Annotated in this window: 18 protein-coding genes; 1 reads left to right on the top strand and 17 read right to left on the bottom strand. The window is 38.6% G+C overall.

Features of this window, described 5'->3' with window-relative positions; translation table 11 throughout:
- Nucleotides 1–24: 24 nt before the first annotated feature.
- The 4 genes from FY534_RS13655 to FY534_RS13670 all read right to left on the bottom strand — a co-directional run bounded on the left by FY534_RS13655 (nt 25) and on the right by FY534_RS13670 (nt 3,780).
- Entirely contained in the window at nt 25–2,031 is a 2,007-nt protein-coding gene (locus FY534_RS13655; RefSeq protein WP_203114878.1) for a molybdopterin-dependent oxidoreductase, read from the bottom strand.
- On the bottom strand, nt 2,028–2,228 hold the full coding sequence (locus FY534_RS13660) for a DUF951 domain-containing protein (protein WP_072874390.1): 201 nt from the start codon (nt 2,226–2,228) through the stop codon (nt 2,028–2,030). The genes FY534_RS13655 and FY534_RS13660 overlap by 4 nt, the downstream gene beginning before the upstream one ends.
- Before the next feature lie 29 nt (nt 2,229–2,257).
- Nucleotides 2,258–3,103 carry a mechanosensitive ion channel family protein gene (locus FY534_RS13665; RefSeq protein ID WP_072874391.1) on the bottom strand — a complete coding sequence of 282 codons (846 nt, stop codon included), beginning with the start codon at nt 3,101–3,103 and terminating at the stop codon, nt 2,258–2,260.
- Nucleotides 3,104–3,177: 74 nt separating this feature from the next.
- Nucleotides 3,178–3,780 carry a hypothetical protein gene (locus FY534_RS13670; protein ID WP_203114879.1) on the bottom strand — a complete coding sequence of 201 codons (603 nt, stop codon included), beginning with the start codon at nt 3,778–3,780 and terminating at the stop codon, nt 3,178–3,180.
- Nucleotides 3,781–3,916: 136 nt separating this feature from the next.
- Here FY534_RS13670 and yyaC point away from each other — a divergent pair, with 136 nt between their 5' ends.
- Nucleotides 3,917–4,516, top strand: coding sequence for a spore protease YyaC (yyaC, locus tag FY534_RS13675; RefSeq protein WP_129583592.1), 600 nt, complete (start codon nt 3,917–3,919; stop codon nt 4,514–4,516).
- A 47-nt stretch (nt 4,517–4,563) separates the two neighbouring features.
- Here yyaC and FY534_RS13680 read toward each other — a convergent pair whose 3' ends face one another.
- From FY534_RS13680 to rpmH, 13 genes are all read right to left on the bottom strand, one after another.
- Nucleotides 4,564–5,094: a DUF4446 family protein gene (locus tag FY534_RS13680; RefSeq protein WP_203114880.1), complete on the bottom strand. Its 531-nt coding sequence runs from the start codon at nt 5,092–5,094 to the stop codon at nt 4,564–4,566.
- Nucleotides 5,095–5,207: 113 nt separating this feature from the next.
- Nucleotides 5,208–5,930 (bottom strand): DUF554 domain-containing protein, encoded by a 723-nt coding sequence (locus FY534_RS13685; protein WP_072874395.1) that lies wholly within the window; start codon nt 5,928–5,930, stop codon nt 5,208–5,210.
- 2 nt (nt 5,931–5,932) lie between these two features.
- A complete protein-coding gene (locus tag FY534_RS13690; protein WP_203114881.1) occupies nt 5,933–6,787 on the bottom strand; it encodes a ParB/RepB/Spo0J family partition protein in 855 nt (284 codons plus the stop codon).
- The gene (locus FY534_RS13695; RefSeq protein ID WP_203114882.1) at nt 6,780–7,586 is read right to left on the bottom strand and encodes a ParA family protein; all 807 of its coding nucleotides are present in this window, start codon (nt 7,584–7,586) and stop codon (nt 6,780–6,782) included. The genes FY534_RS13690 and FY534_RS13695 overlap by 8 nt, the downstream gene beginning before the upstream one ends.
- Before the next feature lie 109 nt (nt 7,587–7,695).
- Nucleotides 7,696–8,532 (bottom strand): nucleoid occlusion protein, encoded by an 837-nt coding sequence (gene noc, locus FY534_RS13700; protein WP_203114883.1) that lies wholly within the window; start codon nt 8,530–8,532, stop codon nt 7,696–7,698.
- 154 nt (nt 8,533–8,686) lie between these two features.
- Entirely contained in the window at nt 8,687–9,400 is a 714-nt protein-coding gene (gene rsmG, locus FY534_RS13705) for a 16S rRNA (guanine(527)-N(7))-methyltransferase RsmG (protein WP_203114884.1), read from the bottom strand.
- Nucleotides 9,393–11,318: a tRNA uridine-5-carboxymethylaminomethyl(34) synthesis enzyme MnmG gene (mnmG, locus tag FY534_RS13710; RefSeq protein ID WP_203114885.1), complete on the bottom strand. Its 1,926-nt coding sequence runs from the start codon at nt 11,316–11,318 to the stop codon at nt 9,393–9,395. Before mnmG ends, rsmG begins: the two co-directional genes overlap by 8 nt.
- 14 nt (nt 11,319–11,332) lie before the next feature.
- Nucleotides 11,333–12,727 (bottom strand): tRNA uridine-5-carboxymethylaminomethyl(34) synthesis GTPase MnmE, encoded by a 1,395-nt coding sequence (mnmE, locus tag FY534_RS13715; protein ID WP_203114886.1) that lies wholly within the window; start codon nt 12,725–12,727, stop codon nt 11,333–11,335.
- Nucleotides 12,728–12,856: 129 nt separating this feature from the next.
- Nucleotides 12,857–13,513, bottom strand: coding sequence for an RNA-binding cell elongation regulator Jag/EloR (gene jag, locus FY534_RS13720; protein ID WP_203114887.1), 657 nt, complete (start codon nt 13,511–13,513; stop codon nt 12,857–12,859).
- 31 nt (nt 13,514–13,544) lie between these two features.
- The gene (locus tag FY534_RS13725; protein ID WP_072874402.1) at nt 13,545–14,342 is read right to left on the bottom strand and encodes a YidC/Oxa1 family membrane protein insertase; all 798 of its coding nucleotides are present in this window, start codon (nt 14,340–14,342) and stop codon (nt 13,545–13,547) included.
- Nucleotides 14,343–14,356: 14 nt separating this feature from the next.
- Complete coding sequence (gene yidD, locus FY534_RS13730; RefSeq protein WP_072874419.1) at nt 14,357–14,578, bottom strand: membrane protein insertion efficiency factor YidD; 222 nt, start codon at nt 14,576–14,578, stop codon at nt 14,357–14,359.
- Between the two features lie 24 nt (nt 14,579–14,602).
- A complete protein-coding gene (rnpA, locus tag FY534_RS13735; protein WP_238413592.1) occupies nt 14,603–14,944 on the bottom strand; it encodes a ribonuclease P protein component in 342 nt (113 codons plus the stop codon).
- A 110-nt stretch (nt 14,945–15,054) separates the two neighbouring features.
- On the bottom strand, nt 15,055–15,189 hold the full coding sequence (gene rpmH, locus FY534_RS13740; protein ID WP_072874403.1) for a 50S ribosomal protein L34: 135 nt from the start codon (nt 15,187–15,189) through the stop codon (nt 15,055–15,057).
- Nucleotides 15,190–15,794: the final 605 nt, after the last annotated feature.

The following is a 15,794-nucleotide window of genomic DNA, read 5'->3' on the forward strand; positions in this document are numbered from 1 at the left end:
TTGACGAGCCCTTATGGGCTCATTTCATTTGTCTTCATTCCCTTCTTGTTGAATAGGTGAAATTGTACAAAGGCATTCGTATTGTGCTGTTTGATCCCCCATATCAGCCATTTCATTGCCAGTTAAATGATTGATGGTATGCTCTCCATTCCACCAACCTTCCTCGAGCAAAACAGCTTTTGGATAACCTGTTTGCAGCAATCTGACTTCAGCTAATAATACTCCGTTTTGGGTGGAGATTTGAACGATGTCCCCAGCTACAATACCCATTTTTTCTGCCTCTCGAAAATGAATCTGGACAATAGGCATGGAAGGCAGTTTAGGGAACTCTGCATGTTGTGAGTTTTCACTTTTTCTAGGATGAGCCGTAATAAGATGATATTGACCTTCATCTAAAGGAGTAAGCGCCTTCCATCCATCAACGGCAGTTCTAGGCAAACCATCTTTTTCGGCTTTATCCGAGGCAAATTCAAAACGTCCACTTGATGTTAGAAATTTTTTGTCTTCAAAAGCAATATCAGATAATGGAACTTTGATAAATCCGCGTTGTTTGGCCTCATCTAAAGATACACCGGTTTGAATTAGAGGACGTAAGGCTTTAGCTATCCATTCTTTGGGCGATCCGTCATACAACTCATGCAAACCCAGCGCATTCGCTAATTCCTTAAATATTTCCCAGTCCGCCTTTGCTTCTCCCTGTGCTGATACGACAGGCTGAATGAAATTGCCATATGCATGCCACATCGTTGTATATGTGAAATCTTCCTCTTCAAAAACTGTGGTACAAGGTAAAATATAATCAGCCATCTCTGCTGTGCGAGTCATAAATGTATCTATCACTACTTTGCACGGAACTTTTTTCAAGACACTTTCTAGTTTTTTTGTATTTGGGATTTGCGTTAATGGATTGGTCCGTGTAACCACCATAACCTGAATTGGTGGTTCAGCCATCTCCATACATTCTGCTATTTTGCCTCTCGAAAATGTTCTGATATTCTCTGGTACATCACCCGTAAGTACTTTAGTATCAAAATACTGACCCATATCTCGACTGGCATATTGTACGCCACCGCCTGGTACACCAATATGTCCAGTGGCTGCTACTAACGCATCAATAGCCCGTATATTTTGCCCACCATTTTGATAACGTTGCAAACCTATTCCCAGTAAAGTAGCTACAGGCTGTTTTGTGCCATATAACTCTGCCAATTGATGAATATCTTCAGCAGATACGCCAGTTTGACGCACTAAATCTTCATAGTCAAAAGCAGAAAGCTGTGACTCAAACTCTTCCCAACCTATGCTGTATTGGTTTATAAATTCCCTGTCCAAATACCCAAACTGTATACATCTTTTTAATACAGCCAGCGCTAAAACTCCGTCCGTTCCTGGTCTTAACGATATTACCTTATCTGCCCTGGCGTCTAAATCTGTTGGAAGCGGATTAATAATCCATAATTTCGCACCCAATGACTGCGCTTCCCGTAAAAAGGGGAGAATATGCATATTCGTAACTGCAGCGTTTCTACCCCAGACCACGATAGCCGAACTATTTAGTAAATCATCTGGTGCGTGACTTCTTGCTTCACCCATGTCATACTGTTGCGCTTGCAACCCAGCATTCCAACAAAGACTTCCTACAGTTTCTGTACATCCACCAAGCGCATAAAAAAATCTTTGATTCAAACTTTTTAATAACGCACCAGAACCCCAGTCATAACAATGAAAGATAGACTGATGTCCATATAAATCCATTGCTTGCCGAATATTTCTAGAAACTTCAGAAATAGCCTGTTCCCAAGATAAACGAACCCATTTATCTTGAACTCTTTTTAATGGATGTAGAATGCGATATGAAGCATACGTACGCTCTTTTAATCTTCTGCCTCGACCACAAATAACACCTTTGGTAATTGGATGATCTTTATTCCCCTCCAATTGTGTTATCTGACCATTTTCCTCAGTGACTGAAAAACTACAGGCATCATAACAATCGAGAGGACACGCTGTGATAATAGTGCGTTCAGTCATGACGTTTCACCTTCATGATCTGTCTCGACTTTTCTTAATAATCTTTCAAAACGAGATCTCGGTATAAGCACACTGTGACCACAATGCAAACATTTCATGCGTATATCCATCCCTAACCTGATGATCTGCCAACGGTTTGTACCACAAGCGTGAGGTTTTTTCATCACAACAATACTATTGAGCGAATAGGAAAGCATTATTGTTCATCACCAATCTGTCATGAACTTTATTGAATAAGTCTTACTGCCAATTGATTATATGGAATATCAATATTGGCGTCAGTCAAGGCTTCTTTGATTCTTTGTTGTGCCAACCTTTGAATAGCATATTGTTGTGTTGGTTTACACTCCACCGTGATTCGCAAATTCACGCTAGATGCTCCAAGCGATTGAACACCTAACATTTTGACAGGGCCAACTACAATCTCTTGATTTTCCTCACAAATTTTATTCATTTCCTCTAAAATGATTTTTTTCGCCTCTTCTATATCCGCTTCATAAGCAATACCAACATCCACCACAGCAATGGAATTAGTGCGTGAATAATTTGTTACTGTCGTAATTTGTCCATTAGGAATTATCTCCACTTCACCAGTCCAAGCACGCACACGAGTCAATCTTAATCCTATGGATACGACAGTCCCTGTAAATTGGTTAATTTGTACCGTATCTCCCACACCATATTGATCTTCAAATAATATAAAGAAGCCTGTGAGCACATCTTTAATCAAAGATTGCGCACCTAAGCCTATAGCTAGCCCAGCAATACCTGCTCCAGCCAGTAATGTTTCAATATGAAAACCAAAAGACTGCAATACCATTAAAAAATACAAGAAATATACTGTATAGTGAATCACATTATCGACCAAAGACTGTAAAGTTGTTTTTCGGCGTTCATCCGAACGAACAGCTTTAGATTTAAAGAATCGATGACTAATATGTTCAAGTACAGCAATAGCAATTCGACTTAAAAAAAACAGAATGATGATTTTGATTAAAGCTATAGCAATCTTAGTTAAACTCGGTATATCCGATAAAGATTGTTGAATCAGTTGATGCCAAAAATTTTGCACAAGTCTATTCCTCCATTTTTAAATCTATTGCATTTTGTAATTTCCAATAATCATAGAATGAAATAAGAATTGCGTCAAAAATTTCTCGCCAAAAGATATTGACTACATTCATGTACAATGGCTCCAGCCGCTTTGACTATTTCTCCATCTGTGGAACTATTAAAATGTTGGGGTAAAAAACAAGTAACCATCGACAATATACTTGCTGCCAAAATAACTGAAGCAAGTGACGTAACCATAGCAAGTACTTGAGAGAAAATTTTAGCTACAGGACCTTCAGCCATTCTGTCTTCTTCATCCCAAATCGCCTGCTTTAACTTAGAAATTATCATAAAAGAAGTAAATGTAATCCATACAACACCCATCCATAAACTAAATCGAAAAATATATAGAGACCATAAATGAAAAGGTGTGATAGAAGACACTGCTATAGCGTTCCGAGGAAAAAATTGTGCCCACACACTGATAGCACCTTGGTTGTCTTCAATATGTTGACTAATCCAAACTAAAATACCTGGATCTCGAAGAGTAATGTATTGGCTTATGGGGTGGTAAAATGCATAGCCAACATAAAATGATGCCATCCATCCTGCCCAAAATTTGATGATCCTCTCTGGAGACCATCTTTTCATCATCAAATACACCCATAAGAAACACGCTGATAACCCAATATCCACAATATTGTCCCCCATAAAATTTCAACTTGTTACAGTGAAATTGTATGAGAGATAAGGTATAGAACATGTCCATTGTACGTATACTGTGAATACTTCATGAGCAAAAGGACTGGGCTCAAAGGGGCTGGATGATGTCGTGGGTTTTATAGAAACAAGTAAGCCAAGCTGGCGTATTCCTTATGATGATGAACAGGCAGTAGGTCTGTTAGAACAAGCATTGGATAAAGTATTTTCAGCACCAAACATTCAAAACATACTCATTATATGCGTTGGAACAGACCGATCAACAGGTGACGCTTTTGGACCAATAGTTGGTACACAACTAACACAAGGTGCTCCCATGCCTTATGTACAAGTCAAAGGCACACTCGAAAATCCCGTTCATGCTGTAAATTTATCCTCTACTCTTGAAGAAGTAAGAAATTCATATTCACATACACCATTTATATTGGCTATCGATGCTTGTTTAGGACGTTTTGACCATGTTGGACACATCACTTTGGAGCCTGGTCCTTTGCGGCCCGGTGCAGGCGTTAAGAAAAATTTGCCCGAATTCGGAGATATGACTCTAACCGGTGTTGTTAATGTCAGTGGATTTATGGAGTATTTTGTTCTTCAAAATACAAGATTAGGCATCGTTATGAAAATGTCCGAAATCGTTGTGCAATCCCTAAAAAATAGTCTATGGAAATTTCAAATCCGAAAAAACATGAGTAGCTCCCTACATACTTCCTAATAGTCAAATGAAATAATAATATATTTTAAATACTGAAACCGTCTCTCTCATCTTGAGACGGTTTCAGGTTTTCTCAAATCACTCGATAATTCTGCTGCTACTTGCTGAATGACCATTTTTTCTTCTTGCGTCAAAGTATATTGAGATTCTCCCTCTTGAATAGGTTTTCCATACGTATGAGATTCTTCTCGACCATAAATAGAAGATATCACGACACCGTTTTGCTCATCATCTAAAAATGCAACTGAGTAGCTTAAATCATTGCCGAGATCGCCAAACGCATTATAACGCACCATTCTTGGCGTAGAGATTTTTTTATGGAGCCCTTCTTCAATAAATTCCATTTGTTTTTGTAATTTTTTCATTTCTTCTTCTGTTTTATGAACAGCTAAAACAGTTTGTTCATAAACTGCCTCTAAATCTGCTGATGAATGAATCGATTTCCATCTACGATTTTGCTTGCGAATTTTGGATAACGAACTTATTGATACCAAAGCCAGAATAATACTCAATATGGAGAGTATTAGGCTGACTCCTACAGCAATCCAAAGATATTGACTTACAATTTCTTTTAACAATGATTTTTCCTCCTAAAAAGTACTCCAACATTATTTTTCATTGTTCCCATCCATCTGATACAATGAAAATTTTTCTGCCATGTAGCAAACTAAATGATGAGTTATAAAACACCCTAAATCCAATGATGATGTAAAACATGTATAATAGACGGATAATAAATTTTTAATAAAACAGCTATAAAAATTGCGGGCAGCAGATTACCCACGGCAATCTTCTTTAATCCATACAAATTGATAGCTATCGCAATAAGTAACAATCCACCAGTAGCTGTCATACAACTTATTGCCGCAGGATTATCCATTCCTTTACCTACCCAATGTGCTAACAAGGCAATGCTACCTTCGTACAAAAATACCGAAACAGCAGCAAATGCAACGCCAAATCCTAATGTTGAAGCAAATATAACTGATGTGATTCCATCTATAATCGATTTTGCAAATAAAGTTTGAGGATCTCCACTTATACCATTTTGTATAGCTCCGACTATTGCCATGGAACCTATACAAAATAACAAAGTTGATGCGACAAATGCTTCGGAAACCGGACCTTGATTTAGACGATGCATTTTATGTTCTATCCAGTTACCGAATCGCAAAAGACGGTTCTCAATATCGATCCATTCTCCAATAATCGCCCCTATAACAATCGATATAATCAAGTAAAGAATATCTTTTTGATCAGATAGAGCCATGCCAAGCCCTATTAAAGCTACACATAAAGCAAGTCCCTGCATAATGGTTGTCTTCATGCTTTCAGGGACTCGTGGTAACAGTACACCTAGCACTGAGCCTAAAATAATCGCAATTGAATTTACCAAGGTTCCAATTAAAAACAAGATTAAACACCATCCGCATCAGTAACCATTAATAACTGTAGAATTCGTTCTAAATCCTCTTCTGAAAAATACTCTATTTCAATTTTACCTTTGTTTTTACCCGATTGTATTCTAACTGATGTACCAAGATATTGTCGTACTTGTTCTTCATAATGTTTGAATCGTTCATGAATTTTTGTTTCACGTGAAACATTTCTAGTTTTTTTAGGCTCATAAATCATCGCCTCTAATTTTCTAACACTCCACTCTTGTTTAACAGCCAAGTCTGCTATTTGTTCTTGCTCTTCTTTATTCTGAATAGCTAAAAGAGCACGAGCATGTCCCATACTTAATGTTCCACGTGAAACATACTCACGTACCAAAGGAGATAATTGAAGTAATCTCATCATATTCGCAATATGACTTCGACTTTGTCCAATCCTTTTTGCTAACTGCTCTTGAGTATATCCACAACGTTCAATTAACTGTACATAAGCCTCAGCTGTTTCCAGAGGATTTAAGTCAGCACGTTGAAGATTTTCAATAATGGCTATCTCCATCAACTGTATATCCGTTAAATCCCTTACAATAGCAGGTACTACATGTAAACCAACTAATTTTGCAGCACGAAATCTTCTTTCACCAGCTACAATATCAAAACCTTGAATAGCACTTTTACGTACTACAATCGGTTGAAGAATACCATGTTCTCGAATAGAATTAGCCAATTCCTGCAATTTGTCATCATCAAATACTCTTCTAGGTTGATAAGGGTTAGGACGTAAATCACGAATATCAATGGATGAAATAGAATCAGCTGATGTTTCATGTAAAGGTATAAGTGAGTCCAAACCTCGACCGAGTGCTCGTTTACTCAATACCAATCACTTCCTTCGCTAAATCCATATAGCTTTCAGCACCTCTAGATTTCGGATCATAATGAATAATAGGACGTCCGTGACTGGGAGCTTCAGATAAGCGAACATTTCTAGGAATGACAGTATGGTAAACCTTATCCCGAAAAAATTTTTTTACGTCTTCAATGACCTGCAATCCTAAATTCGTACGAGCATCCAACATGGTTAAAACCACACCTTCGACTTCAAGAGAAGTATTCAGATGTTTTTGGACCAAACGGATTGTATTTAACAACTGACTTAAACCTTCAAGTGCATAATACTCACATTGAATAGGGATTAAAACAGAATCAGCAGCCGTAAGTGCATTTACAGTCAAAAGTCCCAGAGAAGGTGGGCAGTCAATAATCATATAGTCAAATTTTGACCTGAGTGTATTCATAGCTTGACGCAATCGAACTTCCCGTGAAATCGTTGGCACTAATTCGATTTCAGCACCCGCTAGTTGAATGGTAGCTGGTAGAATAGAGAGATTTTCCAATCCAGACGGTAAAATCGCTTCTTCCATAGTTACATCATTAATAATGACATCATATACACAATAACGTACATCGGCTTTATTAATGCCTATACCTGACGTCGTATTTCCTTGGGGATCAATATCGACCAGTAGCACTTTCCTGCCTAGATTAGCCAGACAAGCTCCCAAATTCACCGCTGTGGTAGTTTTACCTACACCACCTTTTTGGTTTGCAACAGCTATGATACGACCACCGGACACAAAGAAGCCCCCTAACCTCTCAACCCAATTCAGTACCATACATTGTACTGCATCTATGAGCTAAAAGGGAGGAGCCGATATATAAAACTTTGTATGAATATAGATTAGATGACGATAAAAACAGGAAAATTTAGAGTTCAACATCATATCAAGAGGATACATGAGACTTGGGAACTCTTATCACAAATTGATAATAGGAATCTTCATCCTGTTCTTCAACATTAACAGATAGTCCATTTTTTTCAATCAATTGCAAAGATTGACGAATCGTGTTGACTGCTAGACGCACATCTCTGGATAAACCCTTTTTTCGGGCTTTACGCTGGGGTTCTTTTTCTAATTTGTTTAATAATCGTTTCACTTGCTCTTCCATTTGCTTGACATTCCAGTTTCGCTCAATACATTCCATAAGTAATTTTAATTGTAACTCTTCAGAAGGTAGAGCCAACAAAGCACGAGCATGTCTCTCAGTAATCTGTCTAGATAACAAAGCCTGTTGAACATCGGACGGCAAATGAAGAAGACGAAGCTTATTGGCAATCGTTGATTGGCCTTTCCCTAATCTTTGGGCTAGGCTTTCCTGTGTCAACCCATGTAATTCTAACAATTGTTGATAAGCGACAGCTTCTTCAATCGGAGTAAGGCCTTCGCGCTGCAAATTCTCTATTAATGCAGCAGACGCCGTCTGAGCATCGTTCATATCTCTTACAATTGCCGGAATTGTAGTCCAACCCAGAAGTTTAACAGCCCGCCATCTGCGTTCTCCAGCGATCAATTCATATCCACCGGACTTTTTCCGAACTACAATAGGTTGAATAATGCCATGCGTATGAATAGTCCGAGCTAATTCTTCAATAGCACGTTCATCAAAAACGGTGCGTGGTTGATATGGATTAGAAACTATACTATGAACATCAATATCCATAACGTTTTGAGCGGGAGGCGATGTATCCCGACTCTTGAATTTTCCCCAAGCTTCCTTCATCATAAATCACGAGCCCCCAATGGATAAGCAGAATCCTCGTCTCGACATGACTAGGTTTCCACACTTCGATCTGCATTTCCTTCCAGGCGACAAAGGTTCTCAGGAAACGACAAAACATCTCTTTCTACGACATGCAAAAGACCAGCAAAAAACATCATAATAACGGTTGCTTCGACGGAATTCCCGCTTTACGCGGATACTTGCGAGACAAACTGCTTATTTTTTGAAACCACAACAAGTGCCTTGTACCTGCTTCATCAGGCAACCTAAAATTTTCTTGATGTTGCAGATGTACCGCTAACTTGCTTTGGGCTACTTTGGAGAATTGTAATTCATCATCAACTTGCGGTCCTTTGTACATACAAATCCAACCATGTTTTTCTACAAAAGGTGATAGATATTCTAATAAAACATTCACTTTAGCAACAGCCCTGGAAACTGCGCCAGAAAATTGTTCACGATAATCTGGAGATCTACCTAAATCCTCTGCTCGTGCATGAATAATTTCCACATTTTCAATTCCTAATTCTGAAATCACAGTTTGTAAAAATTGAACTCTTTTTTGCAATGAATCTACTAAAGTAAAAGAAACCTCAGGATATACAATTGCCAATGGAATCCCAGGAAAACCTGCTCCTGTACCCACATCAATCACTCTACGACCCGGTTCCATTAAGAAACTACGGTAATTAGACACATGAATAAGCAAACTATCAATAAAATGTTTGATACGTACATCAGGCCAATCAATAATTGCGGTTAAATTTATTTTCTCATTCCATTCAACTAACAATTGAAAAAAAGTCTCAAATGCAGACTTTTGATGATCAGGCAGCCTGTCCCAAACCATCGATAATTGATTATCCATGGGCATGTCTTCCCCAATGCGATTTCACTGCAATCAACAAAATAGAAATATCGGCGGGTGTTACTCCAGGAATGCGGGATGCCTGACCAATAGTTTGAGGCCTTATTTTGCTTAATTTTTCTCTCGCTTCCATAGCCAGTCCACGAATTTGATCATATTCTATTTGAAGAGGAATTTTCTTTTCCTCCAATCTCCTTTGACGTTCTATTTCATTTTGCTGTTTATCAATATACCCAGCGTATTTCGACTGAATTTCCACTTGTTCTAGCATTTCACTTAGCAATACTTGATCTGTAGAAATCTCATTAAAAAGCGAAGAAACATCCTGATGACCATCAACGAGGAACGGCAACAAATCGTTTACGCCTACTTCTGGTCTTCTTAACAGTTGTGATAAACTCACAGCTTCATCAATAGTTTGCGAAGATAGGCTCTCTAAAACTTGATTGATTTCTGCTGGTTTTACTTTCGTTCTCTTCAATCGTTCTAATGTTGTAACTACGCCATCACGTTTTCTTGCCATTCTTGAATATTTTTCCTCAGAAAGCAATCCAATATCTCTTCCAATTTCCATCAATCTCAAATCAGCATTATCGTGACGCAACAACAAACGATACTCCGCCCGAGAAGTTAACAGTCTATAAGGTTCTAATGTCCCTTTAGTAACCAAATCATCAATCATTACCGCAATATAGGCGGCCGATCTCGGTAAAATCACAGGTTCTTTCCCTTGAACTTTACGCGCCGCATTAATTCCGGCCATGATACCTTGGCCTGCCGCCTCTTCATATCCGGATGTACCGTTAATTTGTCCAGCTGTAAATAATCCTTCCACTCGCTTAGACTCTAAAGATGGCCAGAGCTGAGTAGGAACAATGGCATCATACTCAATTGCATACCCGGGACGCAGCATTTCTACCTGTTCGAGCCCAGGAATGGTTCGCAACATCTTTAGTTGAACATCTTGTGGAAGACTAGTCGACAAACCTTGAACATACCATTCAGCAGTATGAGGACCTTCAGGTTCTAGAAAGACTTGGTGATTCGGTCGATCTTTAAACCGAACAATCTTATCTTCTATACTTGGACAATATCTAGGCCCTGTACCTTGAATATCTCCAGAAAACATAGGTGCACGATGTAAATTTTCTTGTATAATTTCGTGCGTATTTTCATTCGTATAGGTCAGCCAACAATCCAATTGTTGACGTGTGGGTATATGACTATTAAATGAAAAATGCTCGGGGTGTTCATCACCAGGTTGCGCTACCAATGCGTCAAATCGTACTGTATTTCGATTGATTCGCGGTGGCGTACCCGTCTTAAAACGAACCAATTGGAAACCTAATTCAAGTAAACTATCGGTTAATCGTATAGCGGGCATTTGCCCATTTGGACCGCTCTCATAATTCACTTCTCCAATAAAAATTCGTCCCCGTAAATAGGTCCCAGTTGTCAAAACCACGGCTTTTGAACGATAAATCATGCCACTTTTTGTGGCTACACCCACAACTTTCCCGTTTTCAACCAGAAGTTCTTCAACCATCCCCTGCAAAAGTTGAAGATTCGTTGTATTTTCTAAAGTCCATTTCATATTCTGTCCATAGAGTGGTTTGTCAGCTTGTGCTCTTAAAGCTTGTACAGCAGGTCCCTTACCAGTATTCAACATACGCATTTGAATATAAGATTTATCAATATTCTCTGCCATTTCTCCACCGAGTGCATCGATCTCTCTAACGACAATACCTTTAGCTGGACCACCAATAGACGGATTACATGGCATATAGGCAATTGTGTCTAGATTTATTGTGATCAATAAAGTTTTACAACCCATTCTTGCCGCAGCAAGCGCCGCTTCACAACCAGCATGACCTGCGCCAATAACAATAACCTCATACTGACCACCTTCAAATCTCATGATCGATTCACCTCCTATTTTCCTAAACAAAAATTAGAAAATATCTCATCAAGCAGATCTTCTCCCACTTGCTCTCCAATCACCCAGCCTAAATTTTTGTAACACTCTTGAAGTGACACAGCTATAACATCCAGTGTTACATTGAAAGAAGCCGCCTCTATAGCCTCTTGTAAAGATTCATCAGCTTTATTTAGCCAAGCTAATTGACGCGCGTTGGCCATTAAAGCGCCTTCCCAAAAATCCTGTTGTTGACTCCCTAAAGCACTACTCACAATTTCATGATTTAAATCATTTAAATTTTTTTCCGCTTTTATAGATATTTTTACAACCCTATCTTCTTTTTTAAAAAATGATGACCCAATCTCATCAATATCCCACTGCAATATTTCATCAATTTTATTGATCACGATAATCCTGCGTTTGGACTGAGTATAGGAGAAAAGTTGAAAATCTTCCTCCTCAAGAGGTCTACTAACATCCAAAAGCAACAAAATCAAATCTGCAGATTCCATCTCTTGATGTGATTTTTCTACACCAATTCGTTCTACTAAATCTTCAGTGATTCGAATACCTGCCGTATCGACAATTTTTATAGGAACGCCATTCAGAGAAATATATTCTTCAATAACATCTCTTGTCGTTCCTGGAATATCTGTCACTATGGCACGATCTCTACCTAAAAATAAATTCATAAGAGAAGATTTACCTACGTTCGGTTTACCGACAATAGCAACTTTAATGCCTTCACGCAATATTCTTCCCTTGACAGCAGCTTCTCTTAACCAATGAATACTGTTATGAATTTGCTCTCCTTCTTGAATAACTTGCACAAGAGCAATTTCTTCATCATCATGTTCAGGATAGTCGAGATGAACTTCTACATGAGCTTGCAATCTCAAGACCTGTTTACGCAATCGAATAATTTCATTGTGAAGTTTTCCCTGCAAACTGGAGAATGCTGCTTTATTGGCAGCTTCAGTTTTTGATTGAATTAAATCCATAACTGCTTCTGCTTGAGATAAATCAATTCTACCGTTTAAAAATGCGCGCTTTGTAAATTCACCTGGTTCCGCAATCCTTACACCGGAACGCATTAACGCGTTTAGTGTCAAATTTACAGACTGGAAACCTCCATGAACTTGAAATTCACAAGAATCTTCTGCAGTATAACTTTTAGTTCCTGGCATCCAAAGCAATATACATTCATCAATTTTTTCTTCAGTAACCGGATCGACAACAAAACCGTATCGAATCACTCTCTTTGTAGGCAAAACAGCCTTTTTCCCGGAAGGCGTTCTAAAAACAGAACGTATCAGATCTTTCACACCTTGCCCACTCGAGCGTACAACAGCGATACTTGACTCACCAGGAGCAGTAGCAACAGCAGCAATAGTATCGTTTACACTCATTCAGAGACACCTCCCTTGTCACAACAATGAAAACCCGTCCTATTTCATAAGAGAGACCCTTCTCCAAGAGAAGGGCTAAAATTTAATATCATAACGCTGCTATTCAAACTCAAATAAACTCAAGAAAAATTAATCATGATCGACAGGGATAATTTTAATTCTTCTATTGGGTTCCTTACCTTCACTTTCTGTTCGTATATCTGAGCGATTTTGAAAATGTTCATGAATTAATTTCCGATCGACAGCAACCATCGGTTCAAGAAAAATGACTTTTTTCAAATGAGTAGCTTTTTCAGCTGCAATATCAGCTAAATGAATAAGTTTTTGTTTTCTTTTTTCACGATAATTACCAATATCCATATTGATCTTAACTGTAGAAAAAGATGTATCGCGCATTTGTTTGTTGTATGCAAGCGTCAACCAATTTTGCAAAGCATCCAACGTATTTCCGTGATGACCAATAAGATAGGGTAAAACATCTTCTTCAGCTTCAACATTAATCATTAATTCATTTACATCAGACTCAGAATGATAAGAACAACGAACAACGGCTGTCATTGAAAGTCTATCAAACAAATTGCGCATTAGACGTAAAACGACTTCATCAGGTTTTTCTTCAATAGAAACCTCAACCTGTGCCGGGCGTCCGCCTATCCACCCCAGAATCCCTTTTACTGGTTCTGAAATAATGCGCACTTTTGCTTGAGAACGGGTCACACCCAGTTTTACTAAGGCGCTGGTCACAGCTTCTTCCACCGTTCGCCCAGTCGTGACGACAGATTTCACTGCTTGTTCCCCCATTTTTATAACGAAGAATTTAACGACCCTTTCCTTTTTGCGGAGCCGGAGCTTCAACTATATTTTTATCAGACTTTTTCGCAGCAGAATTTTTTTCAGGAATATATTTCATTAACCATGTTTGGATGGACGTAAAAATATTAGTATATATCCAATATAACGCAAGTCCTGAAGGCAACCTTAAGCCAATAAACAGAACCATGATGGGTGTTACAAACAACATCGCCTTTTGTTGAGTCGGTTGTCCACGCATAGTCAACCAAGTAGAAAGCAATTGAGTCAAAGCAGCTAAAATCGGAAAGATATAATTTGGGTCAGGTTGTCCTAAATGAACTCCCAAAAAAACGGCTTCATGAAGTTGTCGACTGCCGTATATCGCTCCATATAAAGCATAAATAATAGGCAACTGCAAAAGTAAAGGGAAACATCCTCCAAGAGGATTCACGCCAGCTGTCTGATAAAGCTTCATGGTTTCTTCTTGAATTCTTTTATTGTCACCTTTAAATTGACTGCGAATTTTTTGCATTTGCGGTTGAAGCTCCTGCATCTTTCGCATACTGCGCAATTGATTAATCATCAAAGGAAATATAATCAAACGCACAATAAAAGTAACAATCAGCAAAGAGATTCCATATCCCCCTGCATGCTTTGCAAAGAAGTCAAGAACACTGGAAACAAATTTTAAAATATCGCCCCATGCATTATGGGGCCAATCACCAGGTTTTGCTGGATACAATCCACAGCCAGTTACAGACAACAATGCAACCGCCGAGAGAGCCCAGAGCCAACGTGACTTGCGTGGTTTTCTTTCAGCCACTATCCATATTCCTCCTAATGGACTTTGGTCGGAACGTGATCAACACCGCCCGGATGCCAAGGACCGCAACGTACAATCCGCTTTATGGAAAGCCAGCTGCCACGCAATGCCCCATGTGTCTGAATAGCTTCTAAAGCATATTGAGAACAGGTAGGATAAAAGCGGCAAGTTGGTCTCTTAAGCGGCGATATATAAAGTTGATAAAATCGAATAGCTAAAAGCAGGATAGATTTCATCATCGCTATTCACTCCCGCCACCATCATAGCATGTTTTTCGCCTTATTGAGCATTTTCCGCAAATCTGACAATAAAACATCAAATTCCGCATCAACAGCAGGTTTTCGACAAATAATCACAAAATCCGCAGAAACAGACGACAAATCTTTTTCGAGTTGATAAAAACATGCACGCAAAACTCTTTTTAATCGATTGCGTACTACTGCATTGCCCATCTTCTTGCTCACAGAAAACCCAACACGATAGTGAGAGAGTCTATTAGGAAAACTATATAAAACAAGCCGAGAGGTTGCGAAAGACTGACCTCTTTGAAACACCCGACGAAAATCACGATTTTCGCGCAAACGGTGAATTCGAGATATCAATAAACCCAACCCCTCGCATGACTTTGCACATTTGCTGTTTAAGAATACTCGCTGTTTAAAAATACTCTTTGAGTAGAAACATTGATAGAAAAAGGCCACCTCGAGTGGCCTTAAGCTGTCAATTCTTTTCTTCCCTTTTTACGCCGAGCCGCCAAGACTCTGCGTCCATTTTTGGTTGACATACGCTTGCGGAACCCGTGTACCTTTTTCCGCTTACGAGTATTCGGTTGATAGGTAGGTTTCAACTCTTACACCCCCTTGACAATCAAGAAAACCGCTCAAAATGATACCATATTAATTTTCAAAACACAAGACAATTCATGTAAATGACACCTATACACAATCATCATTGAAAAGGAATATCAAAAAAATTAAAGCAAGACTACCATTCGGAATATTATACACACAGAATCGCAATTATTATCCACAAAAAATAATTTCTTAGAAAATCTACAGTTTATCAATCATAAAAACCCACAAATTTATACACAAATCCACAGATATTGCATTGCTCACTTTGCAAAATATGAACATTGTGGATAACTAATTTGTCCATTGCTCTTTACCTAGAAATTCTGATATGATTCTCTTCATCACCACATTTTAAAAACTGTGAATAAGTTCAACTTATCCACCATTTTATCCACAGGTTGTGGATAAAATAATTCACCTCTTGTTGAAAAGTGAATAACTGATCCTTTAATTTTGTCGATTCATCTCGAATCAACTCGAAAATCTATCAAAAGCGTATTCATAAGTATTCCAAATCAAACTTTGTGGACTTCTTATGAAAATTTTTCAATGCCCATTTTCTCTATTTACAGATGGTAAGGGGGATTTTTGTCACCCA

The sequence above is a fragment of the Alicyclobacillus sp. TC genome, assembly GCF_016804365.1.
Lineage (GTDB): Bacteria > Bacillota > Bacilli > Alicyclobacillales > Alicyclobacillaceae > Alicyclobacillus_I > Alicyclobacillus_I tolerans.

Excerpts from the sequence above, each read along its gene's own strand:
- rsmG (WP_203114884.1), bottom strand. The coding sequence starts at position 9,400 with ATGGATAATCAATTATCGATGGTTTGGGACAGGCTGCCTGATCATCAA.
- FY534_RS13660 (WP_072874390.1), bottom strand. The coding sequence starts at position 2,228 with ATGCTTTCCTATTCGCTCAATAGTATTGTTGTGATGAAAAAACCTCAC.
- FY534_RS13695 (WP_203114882.1), bottom strand. The coding sequence starts at position 7,586 with ATGGTACTGAATTGGGTTGAGAGGTTAGGGGGCTTCTTTGTGTCCGGT.
- yidD (WP_072874419.1), bottom strand. The coding sequence starts at position 14,578 with ATGAAATCTATCCTGCTTTTAGCTATTCGATTTTATCAACTTTATATA.
- mnmG (WP_203114885.1), bottom strand. The coding sequence starts at position 11,318 with ATGAGATTTGAAGGTGGTCAGTATGAGGTTATTGTTATTGGCGCAGGT.
- noc (WP_203114883.1), bottom strand. The coding sequence starts at position 8,532 with ATGAAGGAAGCTTGGGGAAAATTCAAGAGTCGGGATACATCGCCTCCC.
- mnmE (WP_203114886.1), bottom strand. The coding sequence starts at position 12,727 with ATGAGTGTAAACGATACTATTGCTGCTGTTGCTACTGCTCCTGGTGAG.
- FY534_RS13655 (WP_203114878.1), bottom strand. The coding sequence starts at position 2,031 with ATGACTGAACGCACTATTATCACAGCGTGTCCTCTCGATTGTTATGAT.